Origin of the sequence: Mesorhizobium sp. M0938, assembly GCF_040319125.1 — a bacterium.
GTDB lineage: Bacteria > Pseudomonadota > Alphaproteobacteria > Rhizobiales > Rhizobiaceae > Mesorhizobium > Mesorhizobium robiniae.
In genome coordinates, this window is record NZ_JAMYNS010000018.1 from 1 (window position 1) to 24,350 (window position 24,350).

At 62.6% G+C, this 24,350-nt stretch carries 20 protein-coding genes and 1 pseudogene; 17 read left to right on the forward strand and 4 right to left on the reverse strand.

The annotated features are described in order from the left end of the window. Nucleotides 1-114 precede the first annotated feature (114 nt). Nucleotides 115-618 (reverse strand): annotated as a pseudogene (locus NKH73_RS25920) (helix-turn-helix domain-containing protein); the annotation flags it as partial. A gap of 163 nt (nucleotides 619-781) precedes the next feature. On the opposite strand from NKH73_RS25920, the gene NKH73_RS25925 reads away from it, so the two are divergent. After that, entirely contained in the window at nucleotides 782-1,060 is a 279-nt protein-coding gene (locus NKH73_RS25925) for a hypothetical protein (RefSeq protein WP_502894145.1), read from the forward strand. 57 nt (nucleotides 1,061-1,117) lie between these two features. Here NKH73_RS25925 and NKH73_RS25930 read toward each other — a convergent pair whose 3' ends face one another. The 3 genes from NKH73_RS25930 to NKH73_RS25940 are packed head-to-tail and all read right to left on the reverse strand — an operon-like array spanning nucleotide 1,118 to nucleotide 4,450. After that, nucleotides 1,118-2,155 (reverse strand): phosphotransferase family protein, encoded by a 1,038-nt coding sequence (locus tag NKH73_RS25930; RefSeq protein WP_352937232.1) that lies wholly within the window; start codon nucleotides 2,153-2,155, stop codon nucleotides 1,118-1,120. 31 nt (nucleotides 2,156-2,186) lie between these two features. Next, on the reverse strand, nucleotides 2,187-3,398 hold the full coding sequence (locus NKH73_RS25935; protein ID WP_352937234.1) for an acyl-CoA dehydrogenase family protein: 1,212 nt from the start codon (nucleotides 3,396-3,398) through the stop codon (nucleotides 2,187-2,189). A 41-nt stretch (nucleotides 3,399-3,439) separates the two neighbouring features. Next, nucleotides 3,440-4,450 (reverse strand): sugar-binding transcriptional regulator, encoded by a 1,011-nt coding sequence (locus NKH73_RS25940; RefSeq protein WP_352937236.1) that lies wholly within the window; start codon nucleotides 4,448-4,450, stop codon nucleotides 3,440-3,442. 153 nt (nucleotides 4,451-4,603) lie between these two features. Here NKH73_RS25940 and NKH73_RS25945 point away from each other — a divergent pair, with 153 nt between their 5' ends. The 16 genes from NKH73_RS25945 to NKH73_RS26020 all read left to right on the forward strand — a co-directional run bounded on the left by NKH73_RS25945 (nucleotide 4,604) and on the right by NKH73_RS26020 (nucleotide 24,170). After that, nucleotides 4,604-5,557: a sugar ABC transporter substrate-binding protein gene (locus NKH73_RS25945; RefSeq protein ID WP_352937237.1), complete on the forward strand. Its 954-nt coding sequence runs from the start codon at nucleotides 4,604-4,606 to the stop codon at nucleotides 5,555-5,557. 91 nt (nucleotides 5,558-5,648) lie between these two features. Further along, a complete protein-coding gene (locus NKH73_RS25950; RefSeq protein ID WP_352937238.1) occupies nucleotides 5,649-7,163 on the forward strand; it encodes a sugar ABC transporter ATP-binding protein in 1,515 nt (504 codons plus the stop codon). Further along, a complete protein-coding gene (locus NKH73_RS25955) occupies nucleotides 7,160-8,143 on the forward strand; it encodes an ABC transporter permease (protein WP_352937240.1) in 984 nt (327 codons plus the stop codon). Before NKH73_RS25950 ends, NKH73_RS25955 begins: the two co-directional genes overlap by 4 nt. A 22-nt stretch (nucleotides 8,144-8,165) precedes the next feature. Continuing rightward, nucleotides 8,166-9,233, forward strand: a complete 1,068-nt coding sequence (locus NKH73_RS25960; protein ID WP_352937241.1) for a thiamine pyrophosphate-dependent dehydrogenase E1 component subunit alpha — start codon at nucleotides 8,166-8,168, stop codon at nucleotides 9,231-9,233. Continuing rightward, complete coding sequence (locus NKH73_RS25965; RefSeq protein ID WP_352937242.1) at nucleotides 9,233-10,207, forward strand: alpha-ketoacid dehydrogenase subunit beta; 975 nt, start codon at nucleotides 9,233-9,235, stop codon at nucleotides 10,205-10,207. Before NKH73_RS25960 ends, NKH73_RS25965 begins: the two co-directional genes overlap by 1 nt. Continuing rightward, nucleotides 10,204-11,832 (forward strand): acetoin dehydrogenase dihydrolipoyllysine-residue acetyltransferase subunit, encoded by a 1,629-nt coding sequence (locus tag NKH73_RS25970; RefSeq protein WP_352937243.1) that lies wholly within the window; start codon nucleotides 10,204-10,206, stop codon nucleotides 11,830-11,832. The genes NKH73_RS25965 and NKH73_RS25970 overlap by 4 nt, the downstream gene beginning before the upstream one ends. 12 nt (nucleotides 11,833-11,844) lie before the next feature. Further along, entirely contained in the window at nucleotides 11,845-12,186 is a 342-nt protein-coding gene (locus NKH73_RS25975; RefSeq protein ID WP_352937245.1) for a carboxymuconolactone decarboxylase family protein, read from the forward strand. A 28-nt stretch (nucleotides 12,187-12,214) separates the two neighbouring features. Next, a complete protein-coding gene (locus NKH73_RS25980; protein WP_352937246.1) occupies nucleotides 12,215-13,711 on the forward strand; it encodes an FGGY-family carbohydrate kinase in 1,497 nt (498 codons plus the stop codon). Between the two features lie 11 nt (nucleotides 13,712-13,722). Then, nucleotides 13,723-14,490, forward strand: a complete 768-nt coding sequence (locus NKH73_RS25985; protein WP_352937247.1) for an SDR family NAD(P)-dependent oxidoreductase — start codon at nucleotides 13,723-13,725, stop codon at nucleotides 14,488-14,490. Nucleotides 14,491-14,506: 16 nt separating this feature from the next. Next, nucleotides 14,507-15,262 (forward strand): SDR family NAD(P)-dependent oxidoreductase, encoded by a 756-nt coding sequence (locus tag NKH73_RS25990; protein ID WP_352937249.1) that lies wholly within the window; start codon nucleotides 14,507-14,509, stop codon nucleotides 15,260-15,262. Between the two features lie 301 nt (nucleotides 15,263-15,563). Then, the gene (gene torT, locus NKH73_RS25995) at nucleotides 15,564-16,646 is read left to right on the forward strand and encodes a TMAO reductase system periplasmic protein TorT (RefSeq protein WP_352937250.1); all 1,083 of its coding nucleotides are present in this window, start codon (nucleotides 15,564-15,566) and stop codon (nucleotides 16,644-16,646) included. A 148-nt stretch (nucleotides 16,647-16,794) separates the two neighbouring features. After that, entirely contained in the window at nucleotides 16,795-18,330 is a 1,536-nt protein-coding gene (locus NKH73_RS26000; RefSeq protein ID WP_352937252.1) for a sugar ABC transporter ATP-binding protein, read from the forward strand. Further along, nucleotides 18,327-19,328 carry an ABC transporter permease gene (locus NKH73_RS26005; RefSeq protein ID WP_352937253.1) on the forward strand — a complete coding sequence of 334 codons (1,002 nt, stop codon included), beginning with the start codon at nucleotides 18,327-18,329 and terminating at the stop codon, nucleotides 19,326-19,328. Before NKH73_RS26000 ends, NKH73_RS26005 begins: the two co-directional genes overlap by 4 nt. Then, nucleotides 19,321-20,307 (forward strand): ABC transporter permease, encoded by a 987-nt coding sequence (locus NKH73_RS26010; RefSeq protein ID WP_352937255.1) that lies wholly within the window; start codon nucleotides 19,321-19,323, stop codon nucleotides 20,305-20,307. The genes NKH73_RS26005 and NKH73_RS26010 overlap by 8 nt, the downstream gene beginning before the upstream one ends. 12 nt (nucleotides 20,308-20,319) lie before the next feature. After that, nucleotides 20,320-22,377 (forward strand): hydantoinase/oxoprolinase family protein, encoded by a 2,058-nt coding sequence (locus tag NKH73_RS26015; protein WP_352937256.1) that lies wholly within the window; start codon nucleotides 20,320-20,322, stop codon nucleotides 22,375-22,377. Further along, the gene (locus NKH73_RS26020) at nucleotides 22,377-24,170 is read left to right on the forward strand and encodes a hydantoinase B/oxoprolinase family protein (RefSeq protein WP_352937257.1); all 1,794 of its coding nucleotides are present in this window, start codon (nucleotides 22,377-22,379) and stop codon (nucleotides 24,168-24,170) included. Before NKH73_RS26015 ends, NKH73_RS26020 begins: the two co-directional genes overlap by 1 nt. Nucleotides 24,171-24,350 lie beyond the last annotated feature (180 nt).

Genomic DNA, 24,350 nt, shown 5'->3' on the forward strand with positions numbered 1-24,350 from the left:
GGGGTCGCGGGTTTTTTTAAAATCCCCCTGTTAACCCCCTAGGGCGGGTTTTGCCCTTTCGCCGGCCCGCGCGGTTCGGCCCGCCGCGGGGGGGCCTGGCGGGCCCCGCGGGCCCGCCGCCCGCGCCGCCTTGGTCCGGAGGCGTCGGATCGCGATCCCCGCAATCACCAGCTCGTGGGCGGCCGTTGACGCGGGTGGGAGCGGTGTGGGGTCGACCCCGGCGAGCATGCGCTCGGCCTCGTCGAGGCGTCCGATCAGGAGCAGGCGCCGGACTTCGAGGTTGCGCGCATGCGCGGCATTGACGCGATCGCCGTGCTTTTCAAGCGTCGATCTGGCGGCGTCGAGTGCCTTCGCCGGCCAGCCGAGGTCGCGCGAGACGAGTGCGATCTCGGCTTCGGCAACGACGCACCTGGCGCGGGCCACAGCCTCTTTCGGACCGAAGGCGCGCGCAGCACTTTTGAGGAGAGCCTTTGCTCGAACAAGATCGCCGAGCTGCGCCATCGCGATGCCACGCAGCGCAAGTGCCGGCGCATCGTCACGCAAGGCAACCCGCTTCAATGCGCCGAGGGGATCACCCGTCGCGAGGGCGCGCGCCGCAGCGGTGATCAGCGAGTCCATCGGAATCCCGTCACACTTGTAACTCTCACCATTCGATCTCCGGTCCTAATCTATCTCAGGACCAACAGCCAGCGCGCCGTATCGAAACGGTGCGTGTCGTAACGATGCGCAGGACGCGAAGGAGAAGAACGATGGCAGGCGACAACCCGGGAGGTCCGGCACGATGAACACTGCTCGGCACGAAACTGCGGCTACCTGTGCCGGCAGCGGCACGGCCACGCTCGGCGCCACCGATTGGTTATCGCTCGCGGCCGCGCCAACCTTTGCAATCATGGCGCTGTTGACCGCCCTTACCGGTGATGCGGGCATGATCTGTTCGGCCGCGCAACATGCGTCACCGCTGAGCGGTATGGTCGTGATGTACTTGCTGATGAGCGCCTCCCATTTGGGGCCGTGGCTGAAGCTGGTCGCCAGCCGGCGAAGTGCGGCCAGCCGGTCGTGATCCGACATTCGCGAGCCTCTCGGGTGGATTGAGTGGGACCAGGCGTGAACGCTCCCCTCAGACCGCGCTCCACGGTCTTGCTCCTTGGATGATCTCTTGGGCACGTACGGCAAAGCGGCCGGCGAGAGGCCATTTGCTGGCGGCATCGGCCGACGCCGCGCTGCCTGCCCGCGCCCGGTCGGCGATGCCGACGAAGATCACCGCGAAACGGAACAGTGAAAAAACCAGATGGAAGCGTTCCAGGGGCGCAGTGGGCACGGCATGCGCGAAATAATGGTCGAGGAATTCGCGCTGGCTCGGGATGCCGAGTGCGGCATGATCGAGGCCGAGGATGCCGCCATATTCGTCCGGGGTCGAATGCCAGGTCATCGAGCAAAAGCCGAGATCGGCGAGCGGATGGCCGATCGTCGACAGCTCCCAATCGAGAATGCCGATCACCTCCGGCTTGCCGGGATGGAACAGCAGATTTCCGAGGCGGAAGTCGCCATGGGCGATCGACGCGCGCCCGTCATCGGCGGGCAGGTGCTGCGGCAGCCAGTCGGCGACCGCTTCAAGTGCCGGAATTCTGTCGCTCGGCGATTCCCTGAGCTGCCTGGTCCAGCGGCCAATCTGGCGCTCGAAATAGTTGCCGGGCCGGCCGTAGTCGCCGAGGCCGACCTCGTCGGGGGAGACAGCATGCAATTTGGCCATCGCTTCGGCCATGCCAAAATAGACGCCGCGTCGCTCCGCGGGGACAAGGCCAGGCAGCGAACAGTCGTGGAAGACGCGACCATCCAGCCGCTCCATCAGATAGAAGGGCGTGCCGAGCGGCTCGATATCGTCGTGATAGAGCACCGGCCTGGGCACCGGGACGTCGGTCGGTGTGAGCGCTTCAAGCACACGGAATTCGCGGTCGACGGCATGCGCTCCGCGCAGGATCGGCCCGGCCGGCTTCTTGCGCAGCACCATGCGATGCGCACCATAGTCGACGAAATAGGTTGGGTTGGACTGTCCGCCGCCAATCCGCTCAAGCGTCATTGCGGCATCGCCGAAGCGGTTCGCGAGAAAAGCCTTCAATGCAGCAGGATCGAAATCCGCATTCAACGGCTGCGCCATCTTTTCCTCCTGAGATGCCACCGCGCGTCGCTTATGCCTCGCCTTCGACAGTCCAGCGCCAGAAGCCCTTCTCTTCCTCGTTGAGGAAACGGTTCAGCACCATCTTGTGGACCTCGTCGGCACCGTCGACCAGCCGCGCCTGGCGAGCATAGCGGTAGATCCATTCGAGCACCGTGTCCTTGGAATAGCCACGCGCGCCATTGATCTGGATCGCCACATCGGCCGCGTCATGCAGCACATTGGCGACCTGGACCTTGGCCATCGACACTTCCTTGCGGGCAAAGCCGCCGCGATCCAGCTCCCACGCAGCCTTCATCACCAGGATGCGGCCGATCTCGATGCGCATGGCGAGGTCGCCGAGCTTCAGCTGGACGCTTTCTCGGTCGGCGAGGCGCCGGCCGAAGCCTTGGCGCTCGGCGGCGTAGGCGCGCGCGATCTCAACGCAGCGCTTGGACAGTCCGAGCCATCGCATGCAGTGGGTAAGCCGCGCCGGGCCGAGCCGCACCTGCGTCACCTTCATGCCCCTGCCCTCGCCGGCCAGCATGTCTTCGACAGGGATTTCGAGCCCATCGAATTCCAGCTCGCAATGCCCGCCATGCTCCTCCGGGCCCATGATCTCGATGCGGCGCATGATGCGCCAGCCCGGCTGGTCCTTGTGGAACATCAGGGCCGACAGCCCATGGCGCGGGTCGTCCGAGGTTCGCGCGATCAGAATGAAATGGCTGGCCTCCTCCGCGCCGGTGATGAACCATTTGCGGCCGGTCACCACATATTTGTCGCCGTGCCGCTCCGCACGCGTCATAATCATCGAAGGGTCCGAGCCGCCGCCGGGATGCGGTTCGGTCATGGCAAAGGCCGAGCGCACCTTGCCCTCGACGATCGGCTTCAGCCATTTTTCCTTTTGTGCCGGCGTGCCGAGCGCCTCCAGAACCATCATGTTGCCATCGTCGGGCGCTGCCGAATTGAACACCACGGGTCCGAAGATCGACCGGTTCATCTCCTCGTAGCAGACCGCCATGTCCATCTTGCCGAGACCAGCGCCACCGCTTTCCAGCTTGAGCTGCAGGCACCACAGGCCCGCCATCCGCGCCTTGGCGCGAAGCGCCTCCAGCAGCGGCAAGGCGATGTTTCCATGCGCATCGTAGGACGTCTTGTCGGCTTCGAGCGGCAGGATCTCACGCTCGACGAAGTCGGCAATGCGGGCGCGGTAATCTTCGGTGCGGGCGGGAATATCGAAATTCATGGAAACTCCCAGCGGTGAAAACGCTGCCTCCTCAAACTCTGTCAGCCTTTACCACCGACATCTCGTTTTCGGCCTGGTCGGTCTCCGGCATTCAGGATTTCGGCTGAATCGCCGTCAATTATCAACCCGTTTACGATACCGCTAAGCAGCAAGGCGTGTGCCGCGTCGACCTTTTGGCTACCGGCAATCAGAAGTATGACACGCAGCGCGGCAAGATCGTCGAAGTTCAAGGCGATCGTGCGCTGATTCAATTCGTGATCAACCTGCCGGCCGTGCCGGTCGAAGAACACGCCATTCGTGTCGCCCACAGCCCCGCAGGCATGCAGGCTCTCAAGCTCGGCGGTGGACAGCATGCCTTGCCTGCGCAACAGGGAATCCTCCGTCAACTCGCCGGCGCTGATGATGCAGACGTCCGCGCCACGGGCGATCTTCAGCGCCTCCACGACGGTTCGCTGCGAAACCAGCACCTTCTTGTCTTCCACGCTGTCGGCAATGAAGGGCACGGGCAGGAAGAACCCGTCGCCACCGGTCCGGCGCGCCAATGCGTGCACCACCTCGAAAGGATTGTAGGCGTTATTTGCCGTCAGCGAGCCCATGATCGAGATGAAGCGGGCCTTCGGCGCCCTTACGCCGGCAAGCTGCAAGGTCATCTGCTCGATGGTGCGGCCCCATCCGGTACCGACCGTTGCCGTCTCGGTTTCCGACAGAAGCGCCTTTAAGTAGTTCGCGGCCGCCACGCCGACTGCGCGAAAAGCGATCTGCTTGCGCACTTCGGGCTCGCCCAACTCGTCAGCCGCAAAGCCGAAAGCCGGCGTCGCGATGCAAAAGTCGAGACCATAGCGATCGCGCAACTGGGTCTCGACCGGCAGCAGACCGATGCGCTGGTGGTCGATGGAGATGCTGACGAGACCGCTTTCGCGTGCCTCCGACAGCATCTTGTTGACCCGTGCGCGAGTCAGTCCGAGGCGCGCCGCGGTCGTTTCCTGGTTGAGCCCGCCCACATAGTAGAACCACGCGGCGCGCACCATCAGCTCCTCGTCGCCTTCGGCCACTCCTCATCCTCCTTGTTACGTACGTCTGCTCTGTTACAAATGTAAGTTCACTTGACTTTTGTAATTCAGTCAATTCATATCTAGGACATTCGGCTACTCAGCGCGAATGGAGAAGCGGGTCAATGCAATGACCCGCGGTGGAGGAGAGATCGGATGTCTGGATTGTTGAGGAAGGCGGCGCTTGCCGCCGCCGCGGCGACGTTTTTCATGAGCGCCGTGGGTGCAAACGCCTTGGAATTGGCCTGGGTACACGCCAACGCCGCGGCACAATCGGAGCAGCGCGTGAAGGCGGGCTTCGATGCCTGGGTCAAGGAGAAGGGCAAGACGGATTGGAATGTCAGCCTGCTCGACAGCGGCGGCTCCGGCGAGCGCACGGCGTCCAACCTGCAGGACGCAGCGTCGCGCGGCGTCGACGCCATCATCATCACCATGGCCGACCTTCGCGCCTCGCGCGCGGCGATCGACGCGGCTATTGCCGCCAAGATTCCGATCATCACGGTGGACAGCGGCTATATCGATGGCGTTCTTGTGGATGTAACCACCAACAATTGGGCGATGTCTTCGGACGTATCGCCCTATCTGCTGAACGAACTGGGCGGAAAAGGCAACATCATCTTCCTGCGCATGGCCGAACATCACGGCACCCGAAAGCGCGGGGATGTGATGGAGACAATCCTCAAGGAATATCCCGACGTAAAAGTACTGGCCGAGCACAACATCGACTACACGGCTTTCTTCGAGGATACGACCAGCACGATGCAGGACTATGCGTCGCGCTTCGGCGAAGAAATCAACGCCGTGTGGGCGCCATGGGACGAGCCGGCGCAGGCGGCGATCAACGCGCTGACCGCTGCTGGTCTCAAGAACGTCAAGGTCATCGGCATCGACGGGCATCCGAACGCCGTAGCCGAAATCTGCAAGCCCGACAGCCTAATGATCGCAACGGTGAGCCAGCCCTTCGAGAAAATGGGCTCCCAAGCCGGCGAATGGCTCGAGGCGATCGTCGAGAAGAAGCAGGATCCGGCGACCGTCATTCCTTCGAAGACGGTCTACATGGATGCGCCGCTCGTCACCAAGCAGAACTGCAAGGACTTCCTCCCGAAGTGACCTGCATGATCGGCCCCCGCGGGCGCCGGGGCCGATCGGTCAGTAATACCGTCGAAGGCGACCCAACGGGTCAACCCAGGTTTTTCAAGTCATGGCCGTCAGCCTGTCCCAAATCGTCATGCAATATCCGGGAACGCGCGCGCTCGATCGCGTCAGCGTGGATTTTCGTTTCGACGAAGTGCATGGGCTGATCGGCGAAAATGGAGCGGGCAAGACCACGCTCGTCAGCATCCTTGGCGGCAGCCAGCAACCGACCGATGGACGGATTGCCATCGACGGCCAATACGTCACTTTGCACAGCGCCGGCGATGCTTTGCGCAAGGGTATCGCTCACGTCTCGCAGGAAGGCAGCCTGGTCGCCGGTCTGAGCGGCGCCCAGAACATGCTTCTCGGCGACGAACCCCGCCTCGGGCTCGGCATCATCAACAAGCCAGAATTGCGGCGGCGCGCGCAGGCGCTGATGACGCGCTGGTTTCCGCAGGTAGACCTCGAACTCGATCTACCCGTCGAAAGCCTGCCGATGGCCGATCAGAAGATCATCGAGATCGTGCGGGCGTTGCGCGGCGACATCCGGCTTCTCATTCTGGACGAACCCACCGCCACGCTCCCCGCACGCGAGAAGGAAAGCCTCTGGGCAATCATCAAGACCCTGCCGGCGCAGGGCGTGGGCATCGTACTGATCAGCCATTTCCTCTCGGAGGTGAAGGCGCTTAGCGACCGGATCACGGTGCTGCGCGATGGTCGGCATATTGCCACGCTGCAGGCGTCGGAAACCTCAGAAGGCGGGCTGATCGACCTGATGCTGCAGCGCTCGGCTGGATCGGACGCGCAAAACGGGCACATCGAAATTCAACGCAAGCTCGGGGATACGGTGCTCGAAATCCGAGACTGGAAGCTCGGCGGCATCGAAGTCGATACGTTCTCGATCCGAGCTGGCGAGATCGTTGGCCTCATCGGCCTGACCGGGGCCGGTCACTTCGGCTTCGCGCGGTCGCTTTATACCGGCACCGGCGTGTTTTCCGGCACCTGCCGGTTCAGGGGCGAGACACTTGACCGCATCGACGCGCGGTCCATGCAGCGGCGCGGTGTCGCCTTTATTCCGGACCAGCGCATGGAGAACTCTCTCGTCGCGGATTGGGATGTCCGCGAAAATCTGGCCATGGTCCACCCACAGCATGCGTCCTTCGGCGCGACCGGCGTTCTGTCGTCCTCCCGTGAAAGCCGCGAGGCACGAAAGGTGATGACGCAGCTCAACGTCAAGGCGAACTCGCCTGGGCAGATGATCAAGAGCCTGTCTGGCGGCAACAAGCAGAAGGTCTCGATCGGAAAATGGCTTTATGGCGCCGGCGAACGCTACAGGCTGATGATCTTTGTCGAGCCGACGGAAGGGGTGGACGTCGGCGCCAAGCGCGAAATCCACAGCCACCTGAAGCGCCTTGCTGCCGGTGGAACCGCCGTACTCGTCACCTCGTCCGACCTGCATGAGATCAACGAGGTTGCCGACCGCGTCGTGCCCTTCGCAAATGGCCGGCCCGGCGCCTCGATTCCGAAAAACGCATTCTCGGAAAAACGCTTCATTTCCGCCATGGCAGGAGCTGCCCAATGACAACAGGTTCACAAGCCGCGGCGAAGGCAACGCCCGATCCCAAGCATAGGGACTGGTTGCTGAGGTACAGCACGCTGATAGCACTGGCGATTCTGTTCCTTGGTTTCGCCGTGAGTGTCGACCGCTTCCTGACGACGTCCAATCTGCTCAATATCATCCAGCAAATCTCGATGCTGACCATTGTCGGTGCTGGCCTAACTTTCGGATTCGCCGCGCGTGAAATGGACCTTTCGGTCGGCTATATGGTTGGCTTGTCGGGCATACTTGTACCGTTGCTGCTTATTTCGAATGTGCCCTTGCCGCTCGCGCTGCTGGCAGGCATCGGCGCTGGACTGATGGTCGGCATCGTCAATTCAGCGCTGGTCACGTTCATCGGCATCCCCTCGCTGATCGCGACGCTCGCGACCGGGTCGATCCTCTACGGGCTCAACTTCCTGATGACCGGCGGTCGAGCGATCTATGGCGGGCTGCCCGACACCTATCTGTGGCTTGGCCAGGGGCAGATCCTGGGCATCCCGGTACTCGCCTATGCGATGGTGATATTCGTGCTGCTGGCATGGTTTGTGATGGAGCGCACGATCTTCGGCCGCTACATCTATGCCGTCGGTGGAAATCTAAAGGCCGCCGAACTCTCGGGCGTCAACGGACGGTTCTATCGTGCCGCAGCATTGATCGTCTGCAGCGTCTTCGCCGCCGTCGCCGGCGCTCTTCTGGCCGCACGCCTGGGTTCGGGACAGCCCAACGCCGGCGAGCGCTACCTGCTCGACGGCCTCGCTACCGTGTTCATTGGAATGACCATGTTCCGGCCAGGCACGGCGACCGTGGTGGGCACGTTCTTCGGCGCGCTGTTCATCGGAGTCATCAACAATGGCCTGAACCTGATCGGAATGGACACCTACATTCAAAGCATCGTCAAAGGCATCATCATCCTGGTTGCCGTCGCGATCGTCTCCCGAACCACGAAGCTGAAGCTTCTTTGACACAGAAAGGAGCGAGGCAGGTATGAACGAGACCCAGCAGCGCATCACGCAAGGCGGCCGTGCAAAGGCGGCATCCAACTCAAACCTGCTCGATTTCTACCGGACGATGCGGCGTATCCGCTCGTTCGAGGAACGCGTCGGCGAGTTGTTCGTGCGTGGCCAGTCGGCCGGCTCGATGCTGCATCTGTCGATCGGCGAGGAAGCCGGCGCGGCGGGCGTCTGCGCGGCGATGCAGCCACAAGACAGCTTCACGACCCACCACCGCGGGCACGGCATCTTCCTGGCGCGCGGCGCGGATCCGAAAGCGATGATGGCCGAAATTGCCGGCAAGGAGACCGGATACTGCCATGGCAAAGGCGGCTCCATGCACATCGCCGACATGGCTCTCGGCCATCTGGGCGCCAACGCCATTGTCGGTGGCGGCATCCCGGCCGTGGTCGGCGCGGGTCTGTCGAGCAAGCACTTCAAGAAGAACTCGGTGTCGGTCGCCTTTTTCGGCGACGGCGCCATGCAGCAGGGAATTCTGTACGAAAGCATGAACATGGCGGCGCTGTGGGGCCTGCCGGTCATGTTCGTCTGCATCAACAACCAGTACGGCATGGGCACGCGCGTCGACCGGGCAACGAAGAACACCGCTTTCGACCAGCGCGCCAAGGCCTTCGGCCTGAACGGCGCAGTCGTCGACGGTCTGGACGTGGAAGAGGTCGGAAGCACTGCGCGCGCGCTGATCGACGACGCGCGCGCCGGCAAGCCGGGCTTCCTGTCGATCGAGTGCTATCGCTTCTTCGGCCACGCGCGGATGGACAAGAGCCCTTATCGTGACGAACAGGAAGAGGCCGTCGGCCGCTCGAAGGATCCGGTGCGCTTCGCTCGTGACCGGCTGATATCGACCGGGCTCGAAGAGGCAGAGGCACTCGACACGCTCGACAAGGCGATTGCCGCGGAGATGGACGCCACTATCGATTTCGCGGTCGCATCGAAGGCGCCTGCGACGACCTCGATGTATCGGGACGTTTATGCGGCCGGAGAACCGGAGCCGGAACCGGTGCGCGTCCGGATCGACCGCGTGCTCGCCAGGGATGAAGCTTGATGATTTCGCTGACTTATCGTGACGCGCTGCGCAAGGCGCTCGACGACGCCATGTCGGAAGATCCGTCGATCGTGGTGATCGGCGAGGAGGTCGGCCTCTATGGCGGCGCCTATGGCGTGACCAAGGACCTGATCAAGACATACGGTCCAGAGCGCCTGATCGACACGCCGATTTCCGAGCCGGCCATCGTCGGCGCTGCCGTCGGCGCCGCCATGACGGGGCTCAGGCCGGTCGCCGAGCTGATGTACATCGACTTTCTCGGCATGAGCATGGATCAGCTCGCCAATCAGGCGGCGAAGATCCGCTACATGTTCGGTGGCCAGATCGGCGTCCCGATGGTGCTTCGCACGCAAGGAGGAACTGGCCGGTCGGCAGGCGCGCAGCACTCCCAAAGCCTCGAAGCGTGGGTAATGCACACGCCGGGTCTGCGGCTTGCCATGCCGGCCACGGTCGCCGACGCCTATCATCTGCTGCGCCAAAGCCTGACCAAGCCGGACCCTGTGGTCTTCATCGAGCACAAGGCACTTTACACACACAAGGAAGAGGTCGACCTCGACGCGGAGCCGTTGCCGTGGGGCAAGGCGGCGGTGCGGCGACATGGCTACGACCTGGTGATCGTCACCTATTCGCGCCAGGTCCACTACGTGATGGCGGCCGCCGAGGCATTGGCCAAGAAAGGGATCGAAGCAACCGTCATCGACCTCAGAACGCTCAACCCGCTCGACTTCGACACGATCCGCGAGCATGTCGAGCGCATTGGCAAGGCGATGGTCGTCTCCGAGGGCGTGATGACATGCGGCGTTGCCGCCGAGCTGTCGGCGCGCATTACGGAAGAGTGCTTCGACTTCCTCGAGCAGCCTGTCGTGCGGGTTGCGGGCGAGGACATTCCGATCTCGGTCTCGCAGGAACTCGAAACCGGCAGCGTGCCGTCAGCAGCCGGCATTGCGGCGGTGGCCGAAAGATTGGTCGCATGACCGAGCGCATCCTCAAGATGCCTCGCCTCGGCGAGACGATGGAGGAAGGCAAGGTCGCCGGCTGGCTGATCAAGCCAGGTGACCGGTTTCGCCGTGGCGACGCTATCATCGAGATCGAGACCGACAAGACCGTGGCGGAGTATCCGGCGTTGGGAGACGGTATCCTCAACGAGACGCTGGCTTCGACCGGCGACGTGCTGGTCGTTGGCGCGCCGCTGGCCCGCATCGACATCGGCGCAGGCCCGGACTGGACGGCGGCGGATGGTGATACGGACGCGGAAAAGCCGCCATCGGCCGACACAGCCCCCGCTCTGGAAAAAAATAATACAGGCCTGATCGAAACCGAGCTGGAAATGCCGCGCCTCGGCGAGACGATGGAAGAAGGCCGCATTGTCAAATGGCTGAAAGCTCCGGGGGAGGCATTTACCCGTGGCGAGGCGATCATCGAGATCGAGACCGACAAGACGGTCGCCGAGTTTCCGGCCTTGACCGACGGAACGCTGGTCGACATCCTGCACGGCGAAGGCGACATGGTCACAGTCGGCGATGCGATCGCGCGTATTCGTACCGTGGCGTCGCATGTGCCTGGATCCACGCATCCTGCCGCCCCGTCAGTAGAGAACATCGGCGCATCCCCGGGGATCGGCGACCACCAGCCGCGCGCACCGATAGATTTAGGACACGGGCCGGTGCGCGCCACGCCACTGGCGCGGCGTCTGGCGCGACAGAATGGTCTGGATATCCGGCAACTCCTGGGAACCGGCCGTCGGGCGCGGATCGAGAAGGCGGATGTGTTGGCGGCGATCGGCGGCGCGACGATCAGGCCCGCAATCACTGCGGCAACCCAGGACGTGCTGTTTGCCGAGCTGCCACGTGGAAAAATGGCGTATCTCGACAATCGGACGGGCACAGGCAAGCCGATCCTTTTGCTGCACGGCTTTGCCGGTGATCGTACCACCTGGGCCACGGTCGCCGCCGGGCTAAGGCGTACGGGTCGGCGGGTTCTGATTCCCGATCTGCCTGCTCATGGTCTCACGGAAATCGGTGCGGCGTCCGCCGACGATCTTTCGGTGGATCTCGAGGCGTTTCTCGACCGCGTGGCGTCACGGCAATCGGTCCAGATCGTCGCGCACTCGCTTGGAGCCGTCGCCGCGATCGACCTTGCAAGCGCACTGCCCGGCCGCGTTGGCTGCCTCGACTTCATCACGCCGGCCGGGCTGGGGCTTGAGATCGACGCCGACTTCATCTTCGGAATGGCAAACGCCAAGACACCAGGCGAAATCGCGCACCTGCTTCGCCGGCTTACCGTTGGCCGTCTGGAGCTGTCGCCCGCCGCTCTTGGCGAACTCGCGCAGGATCTCGCACGTGGACGACTGGTCGCGTTGGCCGACTCGATTCTCGGCCCCGCTGGCCAGACGGTCGATCGGCTCGGCAGGGTGAACAGGCTTGCCGAAGCGATCCCGATCCGCATTCTCGCCGGCATCGAAGACCGCATTATCCCGTGGCGACACGCCATGTCGGTGTCGCCGCGGGTCGCGTTGCACCTGTTTGCCCGCTCCGGTCACATGCCGCAATGGGACCAGCCCGGCGAGGTGGTGGACATCATCCTTTCGGGAACGAGATAGAAGGAGAGGACCATGACCGACGCCAGGGAACAGCTGAAGGATGCCCAGCGGGGGTTGGCAGCCTTCGCCAAGGCAAGTCCCGACCTGTTCGGCGGATTTGCGCGGGTCTCGAAGGCTGCGACGGCGGCGGGCGCCTTCTCGGCAGCGCAAAAGGAGCTGATCGCGGTCGCCATCGCGGTCTCGAAAGGCTGCGAGGATTGCATCGTCTACCACGTCGACGCAGCCATCAGGCATGGTGCGACGGAGGCCGAAATGATCGAGGCGCTAGAGGTCGCCGTCGAGATGGGAGGCGGCCCTGCCATCATGTACGGAGCCAAAGCGCTCGCTGCGTTCAAGTCGTTACAGGAGCGCTGAGCGGACGAAACCCTGGGGAGGAGCGAACATGCCTTATTTTCTGACTGCCGACGGTGGCACGGAAAGCCTGCGCGCCCGCGTCTATGATCTCGCCGGCGCATGCCTCGGCAGCGTCGCGGTGCCTTATGAGACCAAATTCTCCAGCGGCGCGCGCGCCGAACAGAATCCCGAAGATTGGTGGCGCGCCTTCGTCGAGGCGTCGCGCCGGGCTATCCATGAGGCGAACATCGCCGTGGCCGATATCGAGGCCATCGCGCTGGCGACGACGAGTTGCACCGTCGTTGCACTGGATCGCGACGGCAAACCACTCCGCCCAGCGATCATCTGGATGGATGTGCGCGCCAATGCCGAGGCCGATGCCGTGCTGGCGACCGGCGACGAAGCGCTGAAGGCAAATGGCGGCGGCAAGGGTCCGGTTTCCGCCGAGTGGATGATCCCGAAGGCATTGTGGCTGGCCCGCAACGAGCCTGAGATATTCGAGAAGGCCTATACGATCTGCGAGTATCAGGACTTCATGACGCTCAAGCTTACCGGCGAGCGGGCCGCCAGTCTGAACAACGTCTCGCTGCGGTGGCACTACTCGACCGATCGTGGCGGCTGGGCGACGAGCATGCTGGAAAAGATCGGCCTTTCGGCGCTGCAGGAAAAATGGCCGCAGCGCATCGTCGCACCCGGCGGCGTCATCGGCACCTTGTCAGCGGCAGCAGCGTCCGAGCTTGGATTGTCGACCGCCGTGAAGGTCGTGCAAGGTGGAGCCGACGCACTGATCGGGATGATTGGGTTGGGTGTCGCCAAGCCCGGTCAGCTTGCGCTAATCACGGGCTCGTCGCACCTGCAATTCGGGGTTACGGAGCAACCTTTCCACGCCCCGGGCATCTGGGGCACCTACCCCGACTGCGTCTATCCGAAGCGCTACATCGTCGAAGGCGGACAGACCTCTACGGGCTCCATCATCGCCTGGCTCGGCCGGCTCATGAACGGCACGATGGATTTCGACGAGCTGAACAGGAAGGCCGCTGGCTTGGAGCCTGGTTGCGACGGCCTTCTCGTGCAGGACCATTTCCAGGGCAATCGAACGCCCTATACGGACGCACTGTCACGCGGCGCCATCGTCGGCCTCACCCTTGCGCACGAGCCTCACCACATCTTCCGGGCGATCATGGAAGGCATCGGCTTCGGTACGCGTGCAATTCTGGACGCGATGGCGAAGGCCGGCTATCGCGGGGAAGAAATCACCGTCGGCGGCGGCGCCGGCGCCTCGGACCTGTGGCTGCAGATCCATGCGGACACGGCCGGCATGCCCGTCTGTGTTCCGGCATCTCGCGATGCACCGTCGGTCGGTGCGGCCGTACTGGCTGCGCACGGCGCCGGTCATTTTGCCAGCATTGATGAGGGCATCGACGCCATGGTCAAGCCCGGCCGGCGGATCGAGCCGCGCCGACGCGAAGCGGCGCTCTACGACGACATCTACAGGCAGTATCTCGCACTTTATCCGGCGCTGAAGTCCGTTCGTGAAATCGTCTGAGGATCTTGTGTATGGAGAGTGACTTCAGGCTGGACGGACGGCTCGCCGTGGTGACCGGCGCGGCACGCGGCATCGGCCGGGCCATCGCCGAGCGATTGGCCACAGCAGGCGCCGATGTGGTGATTGCCGACATGGACGAGACCGAAGGGAGGAGAACCGCGTCGGCCATCACGGAGACCGGTGCGACCGCCAGGTTCGTCCGCGTCGACGTGACCGACCGGGATAATGTGGCGCGCGCCTGCGAGGCCATCTGCGGCGGGTTCGGCGTGCCGCACGTGCTGGTCAACAACGCGGGCGTGGTCCGCAATGCGCCGGCGACGGAGATGAGCTGGGATGACTGGAAAACCGTCATCGATATCGACCTCGGCGGCGTGTTCACCTGCTCTCAGCTTTTCGGCAGGCGCATGGTCGAGGCTGGCCGTGGCGCAGTGGTCAACATCTCGTCGATGTGCGGCGAGATCGTCGTGCATCCCCAACCGCAGGTCTCCTACAACGCCGCGAAAGCCGGCGTAAACCTGCTCACCAAATCGCTTGCCGTCGAATGGGCTTCGCAAGGCGTCCGCGTCAACGCCGTGGCGCCCGGCTACACGGCTACCGAGCTCACGCTGAAGGGCCGCAGCAATCCGGAATGGTTCGACACCTGGATGCGGATGACCCCGATGAACCGCCTCGGCGAGCCGCGTGAAATCGCCAACGCCGTGCTGTTTCTCGCCGCCGACGCATCGAGTTTCATCACCGGCACGGTGTTGACTGTCGATGGCGGCTACACCGCACTATGATCCTGGAGCAATTGAAATGGTTGACACTTCACGCAAAATTCTGGTCACGGGCGCCAGTCGCGGCATTGGCAAGGCGATCGCCATCGGCATGGCAAAGCGGGGCTACGACGTCGCGCTCAACGACATCGAGCGGCAGCAGGATGCGCTTGCCGAAGTCGTACAGGAGATCGAAAGTCTGGGTCGCCGGACCGTTATCGTCTTCGCCGACGTCAGCAACAAGGATCAGGTCACCGCGATGATCGACAAGATCAGCGTCGAATTCGGCCATCTCGACGCTGTCGTCAACAATGCCGGCATCCTCATTTCCGGCGACGTCGAAGGCTTGAAGGAAGAATACTGGGATAGCGTCATGGACGTGAACGCCAAGGGCACTTTCCTTGTCGTACAAGCGGTCCTGCCGCTGATGAAAAAGCGCGGTTACGGCCGTATCGTCAACATTGCATCGATCGGCGGCAAGCACGGCGCGCCCGAGCAAGCGCACTATTCCGCTTCGAAAGCGGCAGTGATGGGTTTCACACGCGTGCTGGCGCAGGAGGTCGGTGTCGACGGCATCACCGCGAACTGCGTTTGCCCCGGCATCATCCTGACCGATATGGGACGCGTCAATCTGGACGATCCGGCGGTGCGAAAGTCGTGGCAAGACAAGACCGCGATGCGGCGCATCGGTGATCCGGACGATGTTGTGGGGGCGGTGGCCTTCTTTGCTTCCGACGATGCGGCCTTCATCACCGGCCAGACGCTCAATGTGGACGGCGGCATCGTGCTGAGCTGACGGCACGACATCGCGGAGGCGCCGCCTCCGCAACCGAGATGCACGCCAGGGTTCCGCTAATCAGCGCGCCAGCTTGTCTCAAATTCTCCGACGATAGACGTAACGCACAATATCACTTGACGGCGTGGCAGTGTGATGCATCATATATCGTATATGAGAAATCGGCGAATAGCTGATCTGGGAACGACATGCATTCCGAACATCTGCGGTTCGCCTTGATCCGAGGCTAGGCGCCGGCTCTTTGCGCATTCCCAGCTCGATATCCGCGAAGTCTGTGAATATCAGCAAAGGAGATGAAGCGATGAGACTGCGATCGAAAATTGCATCGGCAATGGCGCTGGCGACAGTGCTGTCGTTCTCCCTTCCAGCGATGGCCGCCGATTGGTGGCCGTTCACGATCGTCCCGGATGGACCGGATAAGAAGCCGATGGAGGCGATCAAATATGTGCCGCTCGAAAAGGCGTCCAAGAAGTGGAACTTGTGCGTCCTCTTCCCGCACCTGAAGGATAGCTATTGGGTCGCCTCTAATTACGGCATTGTCGATGAAGCCAGGCGGCTCGGCGTACGGGCTTATACCTTCCAGGCAGGAGGCTACGATCAACTGCCGAAACAGCTTGCTCAGTTCGATGATTGCCTCGCTTCCAATCCGGATGCCATTCTGATTGGCGCCATCACCGAAGCCGGTGTCGCGGGCCGTCTCAAGGCAGGCATGGACAAGGGCATTCCGATCATCGCCGTCGCAAACCCGATCTACGACAACCCGATCACCGCGCTGATCACCACCGACCACCACCAGAAAGGTCTGCTGTCCGGAAAATACCTCGTGGAATCGCTTGGTGCCGAAGGCGGCAAGGTCGTGGCATTCCCCGGCCCGCAGAATTCAGGCTGGGCCGAGACCTATCTAAAGGGCTTTCAAGAAGCGATCGCCGGAACAAAGGTCGAGATGCTCGAAGCCAAGTTCGGCGAGGCCGGCGTTGCCGAACAGCTCACGCTGGTAGAGGACGCGCTGCAGACCTATCCGGAGATGACCGCGATCTGGGGCGGCGCTCCGACAGCCGAGGCGGCTCTCAGCGCAATATCGGAAGCCGGCCGTGACGACATCAAGGTCGTCTCTTCCTGGGAAGACCAGAAGATGCCGGACCGCATCAAGGAAGGCAAAGTGTTGGGCTTTGCCGCTGAATATCCGGTCATCCTGGCACGTATCGGCGTCGATCTTGCCGTCCGGGCACTGGAGAAGAAACCACTTGAGTTCCTGGCAGCGCATCCTGACGTGCGTGTGCTGCGTGCGACGCCGGGCATGGTCAATAAGGACAACATCGACAAGGTCGATCTGACCCAGATCTACGCGCCGGCCGACTGGCAGCCGGTATTCGATACGGAATAGGTCGACACATCGCGGCCGCGCAAATGGTGCGGTCGCTTCCCTGCAAGTGGGCGCGCAAGCGATGGGAGAATTTCGGGCAATTGCTTCGCCCCCACTTCGATGCACCGGTCACATTTTCGACGTTGGATAGAAATGGCATTTTCCTTTCATGGCGATTGACGCTCCGCTCTTGGAACTCACCGCGATCTCTAAACGCTACGGCCCGTCCCTGGCGCTGGACCAGGTCGATTTCGATCTTTTCCCCGGCGAACTGCATGTACTGTTCGGTGAGAACGGCGCCGGTAAAAGCACGCTGATCAACGTCATCACCGGCAATGTCGCGCCGGATAATGGCCGCTACCGGCTGGCCGGAGAGGAGATCTCCGGCATGTCGCCGCAAGGCGCGCGACAGAACGGCATCGCCGCCGTATTCCAGGAATTTAGCCTTATTCCCGACCTTACGGTCGAAGAAAACCTGTTCCTCGGCCGGGAACGCAAACACCTGGGGCTGCTTAGGAAATCCGAGATGCGTTCCGAAGCAAGAGCGCTCCTTGCCGATCTCGGATTCGACATTCCAACGGGGCGGATGGTGGCCGAATTGTCGCGCGCCCAGCGCCAGATGGTCGAAATCGCCAAGGCTCTGTTTGAGAAGTCGCGCATCCTCGTGCTGGACGAGCCGACGGCGTCGCTGACCGATACTGATGCCGATACGCTGTTCAAGCTGATTGCAGAGCTGAAACGTGGCGGTGTCGGCATTGTCTACGTGTCGCATCGCATGCGTGAAATCCGCCAGCTCGCCGATCGCGTCACCGTGCTGCGCGGCGGCAAGAAAGTTGCGACCGTCGAAGGCGCCGGCGTTACCGAGGCGCAGCTGGTCGAGATGATGGTGGGCCGACCGGTCGGCGACCTCTATCCATCCATCAAGCACGCACCCGGCAAGACCCTTCTGGAAATTTCAGGCCTGTCCAGCGCCGATGGCCGGGTGCGCGATGTCTCCCTCAACGTGCGCGCTGGCGAGATTGTCGGGCTTGCTGGGCTTGTCGGCTGTGGAAAAGGCGAGGTCGGGCGGCTGGTTTTCGGCCTCGAAGCGATTGCCGGCGGGCGCATCACGCTTGGCGACGGCGTCTCCGAAACGCCCTCCCCGCGCAAGATGCTGCAGCGCGGCGTCTGCTATTTTCCGGCCGATCGCGGCACTGACGGTTTGGCGCCGAACAGGCCGATCAAGGAGAACGCCTCGGCTGCGGCACTCGATCTGCTTGAGATCGGCGGCAAGGGATGGCTGCGTAAGAAGACCGAAGCGCGAAGGGTCCTGCAGGTTCTCGAAACGCTTCATGTCCGCCCGCTCATGCCGGATCAAAATGTCGCCCAGTTTTCGGGCGGAAACCGGCAGAAGGTGATGCTTGCGCGTGGCTTGATGCGCGACATCAGCGTCTTCCTGTTCGACGAGCCGACAGTCGGCATCGATGTCGGTGCCAAGGGTGAAATCTACGAATTGCTGCGCGACCTGACCGAGGCGGGCGCCGCCGTCCTTCTGGCGTCGTCGGAACTGCCTGAAATCCTCAATCTCTCCAACCGGATTTATGTCATGCACGAGGGCGAAGTCGTCGCCGAACTCGAAGGCGCGCGCCGGACGGAGGCCGAAGTGCTTGCCGGCTTCTTCGGCAAGCGGCCCGCCGAAGTCGTCGGCATCGAGGCGCGGCCATGACTGCCTTTGTCGCAGGCCACAAGCAAAGGGCCATGCATCTGCTCGCCAATGGCGGGCTGATTCTGCTTTTGATCGCCATCGTCATTGCCGTCAGCGCTTACATCCAACCACGTTTTCTCAGTCAGCAGAACATCATCAACGTGCTGCGCAACGCGTCGATCCTGTCCATCATCTCGATGGGCCAGATGCTGGTGATGATTGCAGGCGGCTTCGATCTGTCGGTCGGTGTCATCGTCGCCTTCGCCTCGATCGAATCCGCGCTTCTGATGGGCTATCTGGTCGCCTGGATGCCTGAGATGCAAGTGCTGGCCGTTGTGCTGGCGGTTGCGCTGGCGATAGGCACCGGCGCTGCAATCGGCCTCGCCAATGGAATGCTCGTCGCGCTGGTCGGCCTATCGCCGTTCATGGTCACGCTAGCCATGAGTTCCGTCGTCGCGGGCGCTACATTCTACGTCACCAAAGGCATCCCGATCTACGGCATGCCGGATTTCTTCATGACGGCAGTCGGTCGCGGCTTCCTGTTCGGCCTGCCGGTGGTGGTCGTCGTTGGTATCGTGGTCGTGCTGCTCACCGTCGCCGTGCAGCGCCTCTCCAGTTTCGGACGCCATGTTTACGCTGTCGGCAGTAATCCGATCGCCTCGCGCCAGTCCGGTGTGTCGGTCACCCGCATCCTGCTTTCCGTCTACGCGGCGAGCGGCGCCGCTGCGGCGCTGACGGGCATCCTGCTTACAGCGCGCATCGGCTCGGGCCAGTCGACCTTCGGCGGCACCTATGTGCTGGAATCGATTGCTGCGGCGGTGGTGGGCGGAGTCTCGCTGATCGGCGGCTCGGGACGCGCCGAGCGCGTCATGGCCGGCGCGCTGTTCCTCTCAGTCGTTTCGAATTCGATGAACCTGCTGAAGATCGACAGCAAGTACCAGACCCTGGTTCTGGGCGTCGTGCTCATCGCGGCGCTGTGCAGCGAGTTGCTGTTGAAGGGGCGCCGCAAATATGACTAGCCGCGTTCTCGCCAAGCTCAACCGGACGTCGTTCGGAGTGGAGTTCCTCATCCGCATCGTGCCGACGATCGTCGTGTTTGCCGGCTTTGCGCTTTATCAGCCGGTCGTCGCCTCTCCGGGCAATCTGTGGAACATCGCGCTGCAGACCTGCTACCTCGCCATCTTCACACTCGGCCAGGTTATCGTGCTGATCACTGCCGGACTCGACCTGTCGATCGGCTTGGCGGTTTCCTATGTCAGCGTGGTCGCCGCGTTCGCCATGGTGCAGTTCATCGACAATCCGCTGCTCGCCGTCTGCGTCTTCATGCTGGTCGGCATGGCTGTCGGGCTGCTGATCGGCGCTTTTAACGGCTTCTTCGTCTCGATCGTGCGCATCAATCCCTTTGTCGTCACGCTCGCCAGCTTCAATATCCTTTTGGCGCTGAGCTCCACCGTCACGAAAGGGTTTCCGGTCTCCGGCTTCCCGCCGCAGCTCGGTGACTGGCTGGTCAACGCCAATGTGCTCGGCGTCCCGATCCCGCTGGTCATGGCAGCTGTGGTGATGGCCGCCATCGGCGTTATTCTGAGCCGCACAGTTTTCGGCCGCAGCCTTTATCTGATTGGCTCGAATCCGCGCATGGCCTTCGTCGCCGGCATCAATGTCCGTCTGCACACGCTCGGCGCCTATATGCTCTGCTCCGGGCTCGCGGCGTTCGGCGCGATCCTGCTCACCGCCCGCGCCGGCTCCGGAGAGCCCAATATCGGCGGCAGCCTGGCGCTCGAAACGATCGCCGCCGCCGTCATCGGCGGCGCACGCCTGCGTGGCGGCGAAGGCGGTGTTGGCTCCGCGCTCGCCGGCGCGCTGTTCATCACCGTCCTGTCCAACGGCATGAACCTCGCCCGCATCGACGGCTACATCCAGCAGCTCTGCATCGGCGCCATCATCATCCTCAGCCTGGTCTTCGACCAGCTGTCCCGTGGTTCTTCCCGCTCATCCTAGGAATTGTCCAGCATGTCATTTCAAGCCTGCATCGATATCGGCGGCACCTTCACCGACTGCCTCGTATCCGACGAGTCCGGCCGGATCACGCTCTACAAGGCGCCGACGACGCCGGGTCAGTTCCACAAGGGCTTCATCGACGTGCTGCATGTAGCGGCGCGCGAACTGGGCATGACGGCAGCGGAATTCATCGGCCGTATCGGCATCATCGTGCATGGCTCGACAGTCTCAACCAATGCGCTGGTAGAACGCAAGGTCGCGCGTACCGCCGTGCTCGTGAATGAAGGCCATCTCGACATCCTCGTGCTGCGCGAGGGTCCACGCAAAGGTGCGTTCGAATGGCAACTCGACTATCCCGAGCCCTATATCAGTCGTAACCTGACAATGCCGGTGCGCGGCCGCATCGACGCGCGCGGCAAGGAAATCGTACCGTTCGAGAACGACGATGTCGTCGCCGCCGTCCGGAAATTCCGCAAGCTCGGCGTCGAAGCGATCGCCGTCGGCTTTCTGTGGTCGGTCGTCAACCCGGCGCATGAGCTGCGCGCTCGCGACATCATCCATCGCGAATGGCCAGAGGTCGCTGTTACGCTCAGCCATGAGATCAACCCGATGCCGCGCGAATACAAGCGCATCATCGCTGCCGTCATCGATGCTTCGATCAGCCCGATCGTCAGCACTTACATCAAAGCGCTGGAAGGCGCGCTCATCGCCGAAGGTTTCGGCGGCCAGCTGCTGCTCGCCAATTGCGTCGGCGGCATGATGCCGGTTCCCGACATGATCAAGCGTCCGATCTACAGCGTCATGTCGGGCCCGACCCTGGCCCCTATGGCGGCCCTGGCGCTCACCGAGGAGCCGGACGTCATAGTCGGCGACATGGGCGGGACCACCTTCGATGTCTCGGCGCTGCGCAACCATCAGCTCATCGTCACGCCGGACTCAATGATCCATGATGATTCGCTCGGCATCCCCAAGGTCGATGTCCGTTCGGTGGGCGCTGGCGGCGGTTCTATCGCTTCGGTCGATCAGGGCGGACTGCTGCATGTCGGCCCGCGCAGCGCCGGCGCCTGGCCCGGTCCGGCCTGTTACGGCAATGGCAACGAGGACGCGACCGTCACCGATGCCAATGTCGTGCTCGGCATCATCGACCCTGACTTCTTCCTGGGCGGCCGCATCAAGCTCGACCGCAAGCTAGCCGAGGCCGCCGTGCAGCGCATCGCCGACCGACTCGGCATCGACCTGCTACCGGCCGCACACGCGATTCACACCACCAGCAATCACAACATGGTGGCGGCGATCGAGGAGATCACCATTCGCGAAGGCATCAATCCGCGCGAAAGCTACTTTGTCTGCGGTGGCGGCGCGACCCCCTGCCATATCGCCGACATGGCCGACATCCTGCAGCTCAAACGCTACATGATCCCGCGCTATGTCGCTGGCCTCAGTGCCTTCGGCGGCCTCATCTCCGACATCCGCTGGGAGCAGAGCGGGGTCGCTCCGACCGACAGTAAGCGCTTCGATCCTGATGCGGTCAACGCGATGCTCGACCGCCTCCAGGCCGAGGGCGAACGCTTCCTCGAGGGTGCCGGCATCCCGAAGGCGCAGCGGAAATACGAGTTCTCCTTCATGGGCCGCTACGAGTATCAGTCCTGGGAAATCTCGGTGGATTTCAACCGCGATAAGCCAATTTCGCATGACGACCTGCCCAAACTGGTCGAGGATTTCCACAAGATGCACGAGCGCATCTACTCGATCCGCGCCGACAAGGACGTGGTCGAGTTCATCACCTGGAAAGTGCGGGCGATCGGCCATAGGCCGGAGCAGAATCTCTACCGCGAGTTTCGTTTCGAACCGCAGAAAGCGGCGCCGGTGCAGAAGGCCCGGCGTGCACTCTATCTGCATGAACGCGGCGACGCCGTCGACGTCCCGGTATTCGATGGGCAGACAATCGGCGCAGGCGCGAATTTTACCGGTCCATGCCTGATCGAAACGCCGACATTCACCGCGATGCTCAAGGACGGACACAGGGCTCAAACAGACGAATACGGAAACTTTCTGGTCGAGGTCGCTTGATGGACAGCCCTACCGTGAAGGACGATATGATGGATGAGAAGACTGCAAAAAGCGGCAAGCGGAGCGATCCGCTGCTGATGTCGGTGCTGAAAAGCCGCTTCGAGGCGATCGTGCGCGAGATGACGCTGGTCGTGATGCGCGCCAGCCGTTCGGCGGTCATCAAGAATGCGCGCGATTTCAGTTGCGCGATCCTCACCTACGACCACCGCATCGTCTCGACAGAGAACGCATTGCCGATCCATGTCGCCTCGATGGACCTGGTGACGAAGCCGATCACCGAGCTTTTCGACGATATTCGGCCGGGTGACATTTTCATCAACAACTCGCCCTATCACGGAAGCACGCACCACGCCGACTTCACCCTGTGCATGCCGGTGTTCTTCGACGGCGAGCCGCTGTTTTGGGCGATGGCGCTGTCGCATCACGCCGACACCGGAGCGCCGGTGCCGACCACCTACTTGCCCTTCGCGAAAACGATCTACGAAGAGGGTATCCATTTCCCCTGCGTGCGCATGATGCGTGACTACAAGGAGATCGACGACGTCATCCGTATCGGCCTGACGCGTAACCGCGTACCGGAATTGTGGCTCGGTGATCTGAGGGCGCAGATCGGCGCCTGCAGGACGGCCGAGCGCCGGCTTGGCGAGTTGCTGGCCAAATACGGCCGCGACGGCATTATCACCTATGTCGAAGACTGGTTCGAATACGGCCGCACGATGGCCATCGCAGAGATCAAGAAGCTGCCGGCTGGCACATACCGTTACGAGACCCGCCATGATCCGGTGCCCGGCGTCGCCGACGACGGCATCCCGGTGTGCGTCGAAGTCACCGTCGATCCGGTCGAGGGCATGATCACGGTCGACGTGCGCGACAATATCGACAACGTGCCTGGCGGCCTCAACCTGACCGAGAACACCTGCACCGGCTCCTGCCGGATGGCCGTCTTCAACAATATCGACGCCTCGATCCCACACAACCACGGTAGCGCCAGCCGGATCAAGGTGCTGATGCGCGAAGGCAGCGCCATCGGCAAACCACGTTATCCCGTCGGCACGTCGGTTGCGACCACCAATGTCAACGATCGACTGATCTCGGCCGGAAGCTGCGCCTTCTCCGAAATGGGCGCCCCGTTCGGCCAGGCGGAAGGCGGAGGCCACCTGCCGGTCGGTGTCGGCGTCGTCTCAGGCTTCGATCCGTTCAAGGACGGCCAACCCTATGTGAACCAGGTCTTTGTCGGGTATGCGGGCAGTGGCGCACGCCATGGTTATGACGGGTGGCTGACCTACTGCGGCCCTGCGAACGGCGGCATGATCAACCTCGATTCCGTTGAGGTCGATGAGGCGATGTACCCGTTCGTCATCGAGTCGCGCGGCGTCGAAAAGGACACGCAAGGCTTTGGCGAATTCGAGGGCTCTCCCGGGGTCGGCGGAGTATTTTATCCGGTCGATCACGACATGACCCTGGTCTACGCCGCCGACGGCACCACCTTCCCCCCACGGGGCGTGCTTGGCGGCCATGCCGCTTCGCCGACACGCAGCGAAAAGCGTCTTTCCGATGGCACTGTCGCGACGCTGCCTGCTTTCAATGCCGAAATCTGCGAGCAGGGACAGAAGCTGATGTTCCTGGCTTCGGGCGGCGGCGGTTACGGCGACCCAAAAGCGCGGGCGCCCGAGCGGGTGGTGCGCAGCATCAATCGCGGCTGGCTCAGCCCTGAGAAGGCGGTCGATGTCTATGGCGTCAGCGTCAGCTTCGACGACGCAAAGGCAGAATATGTGCTGAGTTCCGCGCAATAGACGTCTCGAACGGCGTGCCGCGCGTGTATCTCCACGCGTAGAGAGATTCCATGCCTCCCCCGTCTGGCGGGGGACGGGCTGCGCGAGCGTAGACCGCTGCTGTCTTCCATCTGGCCCAACGCTGGAGCCGAGTAAACACTTGAGCTCACATCTGCGATATCATATACCATATATGATATA

Excerpts from the sequence above, each read along its gene's own strand:
- NKH73_RS25925 (WP_502894145.1), top strand. The coding sequence starts at position 782 with ATGAACACTGCTCGGCACGAAACTGCGGCTACCTGTGCCGGCAGCGGC.
- NKH73_RS25930 (WP_352937232.1), bottom strand. The coding sequence starts at position 2,155 with ATGGCGCAGCCGTTGAATGCGGATTTCGATCCTGCTGCATTGAAGGCT.
- NKH73_RS25935 (WP_352937234.1), bottom strand. The coding sequence starts at position 3,398 with ATGAATTTCGATATTCCCGCCCGCACCGAAGATTACCGCGCCCGCATT.
- NKH73_RS25945 (WP_352937237.1), top strand. The coding sequence starts at position 4,604 with ATGTCTGGATTGTTGAGGAAGGCGGCGCTTGCCGCCGCCGCGGCGACG.
- NKH73_RS25950 (WP_352937238.1), top strand. The coding sequence starts at position 5,649 with ATGGCCGTCAGCCTGTCCCAAATCGTCATGCAATATCCGGGAACGCGC.
- NKH73_RS25955 (WP_352937240.1), top strand. The coding sequence starts at position 7,160 with ATGACAACAGGTTCACAAGCCGCGGCGAAGGCAACGCCCGATCCCAAG.
- NKH73_RS25960 (WP_352937241.1), top strand. The coding sequence starts at position 8,166 with ATGAACGAGACCCAGCAGCGCATCACGCAAGGCGGCCGTGCAAAGGCG.
- NKH73_RS25965 (WP_352937242.1), top strand. The coding sequence starts at position 9,233 with ATGATTTCGCTGACTTATCGTGACGCGCTGCGCAAGGCGCTCGACGAC.
- NKH73_RS25970 (WP_352937243.1), top strand. The coding sequence starts at position 10,204 with ATGACCGAGCGCATCCTCAAGATGCCTCGCCTCGGCGAGACGATGGAG.
- NKH73_RS25975 (WP_352937245.1), top strand. The coding sequence starts at position 11,845 with ATGACCGACGCCAGGGAACAGCTGAAGGATGCCCAGCGGGGGTTGGCA.
- NKH73_RS25980 (WP_352937246.1), top strand. The coding sequence starts at position 12,215 with ATGCCTTATTTTCTGACTGCCGACGGTGGCACGGAAAGCCTGCGCGCC.
- NKH73_RS25985 (WP_352937247.1), top strand. The coding sequence starts at position 13,723 with ATGGAGAGTGACTTCAGGCTGGACGGACGGCTCGCCGTGGTGACCGGC.
- NKH73_RS25990 (WP_352937249.1), top strand. The coding sequence starts at position 14,507 with ATGGTTGACACTTCACGCAAAATTCTGGTCACGGGCGCCAGTCGCGGC.
- torT (WP_352937250.1), top strand. The coding sequence starts at position 15,564 with ATGAGACTGCGATCGAAAATTGCATCGGCAATGGCGCTGGCGACAGTG.
- NKH73_RS26000 (WP_352937252.1), top strand. The coding sequence starts at position 16,795 with ATGGCGATTGACGCTCCGCTCTTGGAACTCACCGCGATCTCTAAACGC.
- NKH73_RS26005 (WP_352937253.1), top strand. The coding sequence starts at position 18,327 with ATGACTGCCTTTGTCGCAGGCCACAAGCAAAGGGCCATGCATCTGCTC.
- NKH73_RS26010 (WP_352937255.1), top strand. The coding sequence starts at position 19,321 with ATGACTAGCCGCGTTCTCGCCAAGCTCAACCGGACGTCGTTCGGAGTG.
- NKH73_RS26015 (WP_352937256.1), top strand. The coding sequence starts at position 20,320 with ATGTCATTTCAAGCCTGCATCGATATCGGCGGCACCTTCACCGACTGC.
- NKH73_RS26020 (WP_352937257.1), top strand. The coding sequence starts at position 22,377 with ATGGACAGCCCTACCGTGAAGGACGATATGATGGATGAGAAGACTGCA.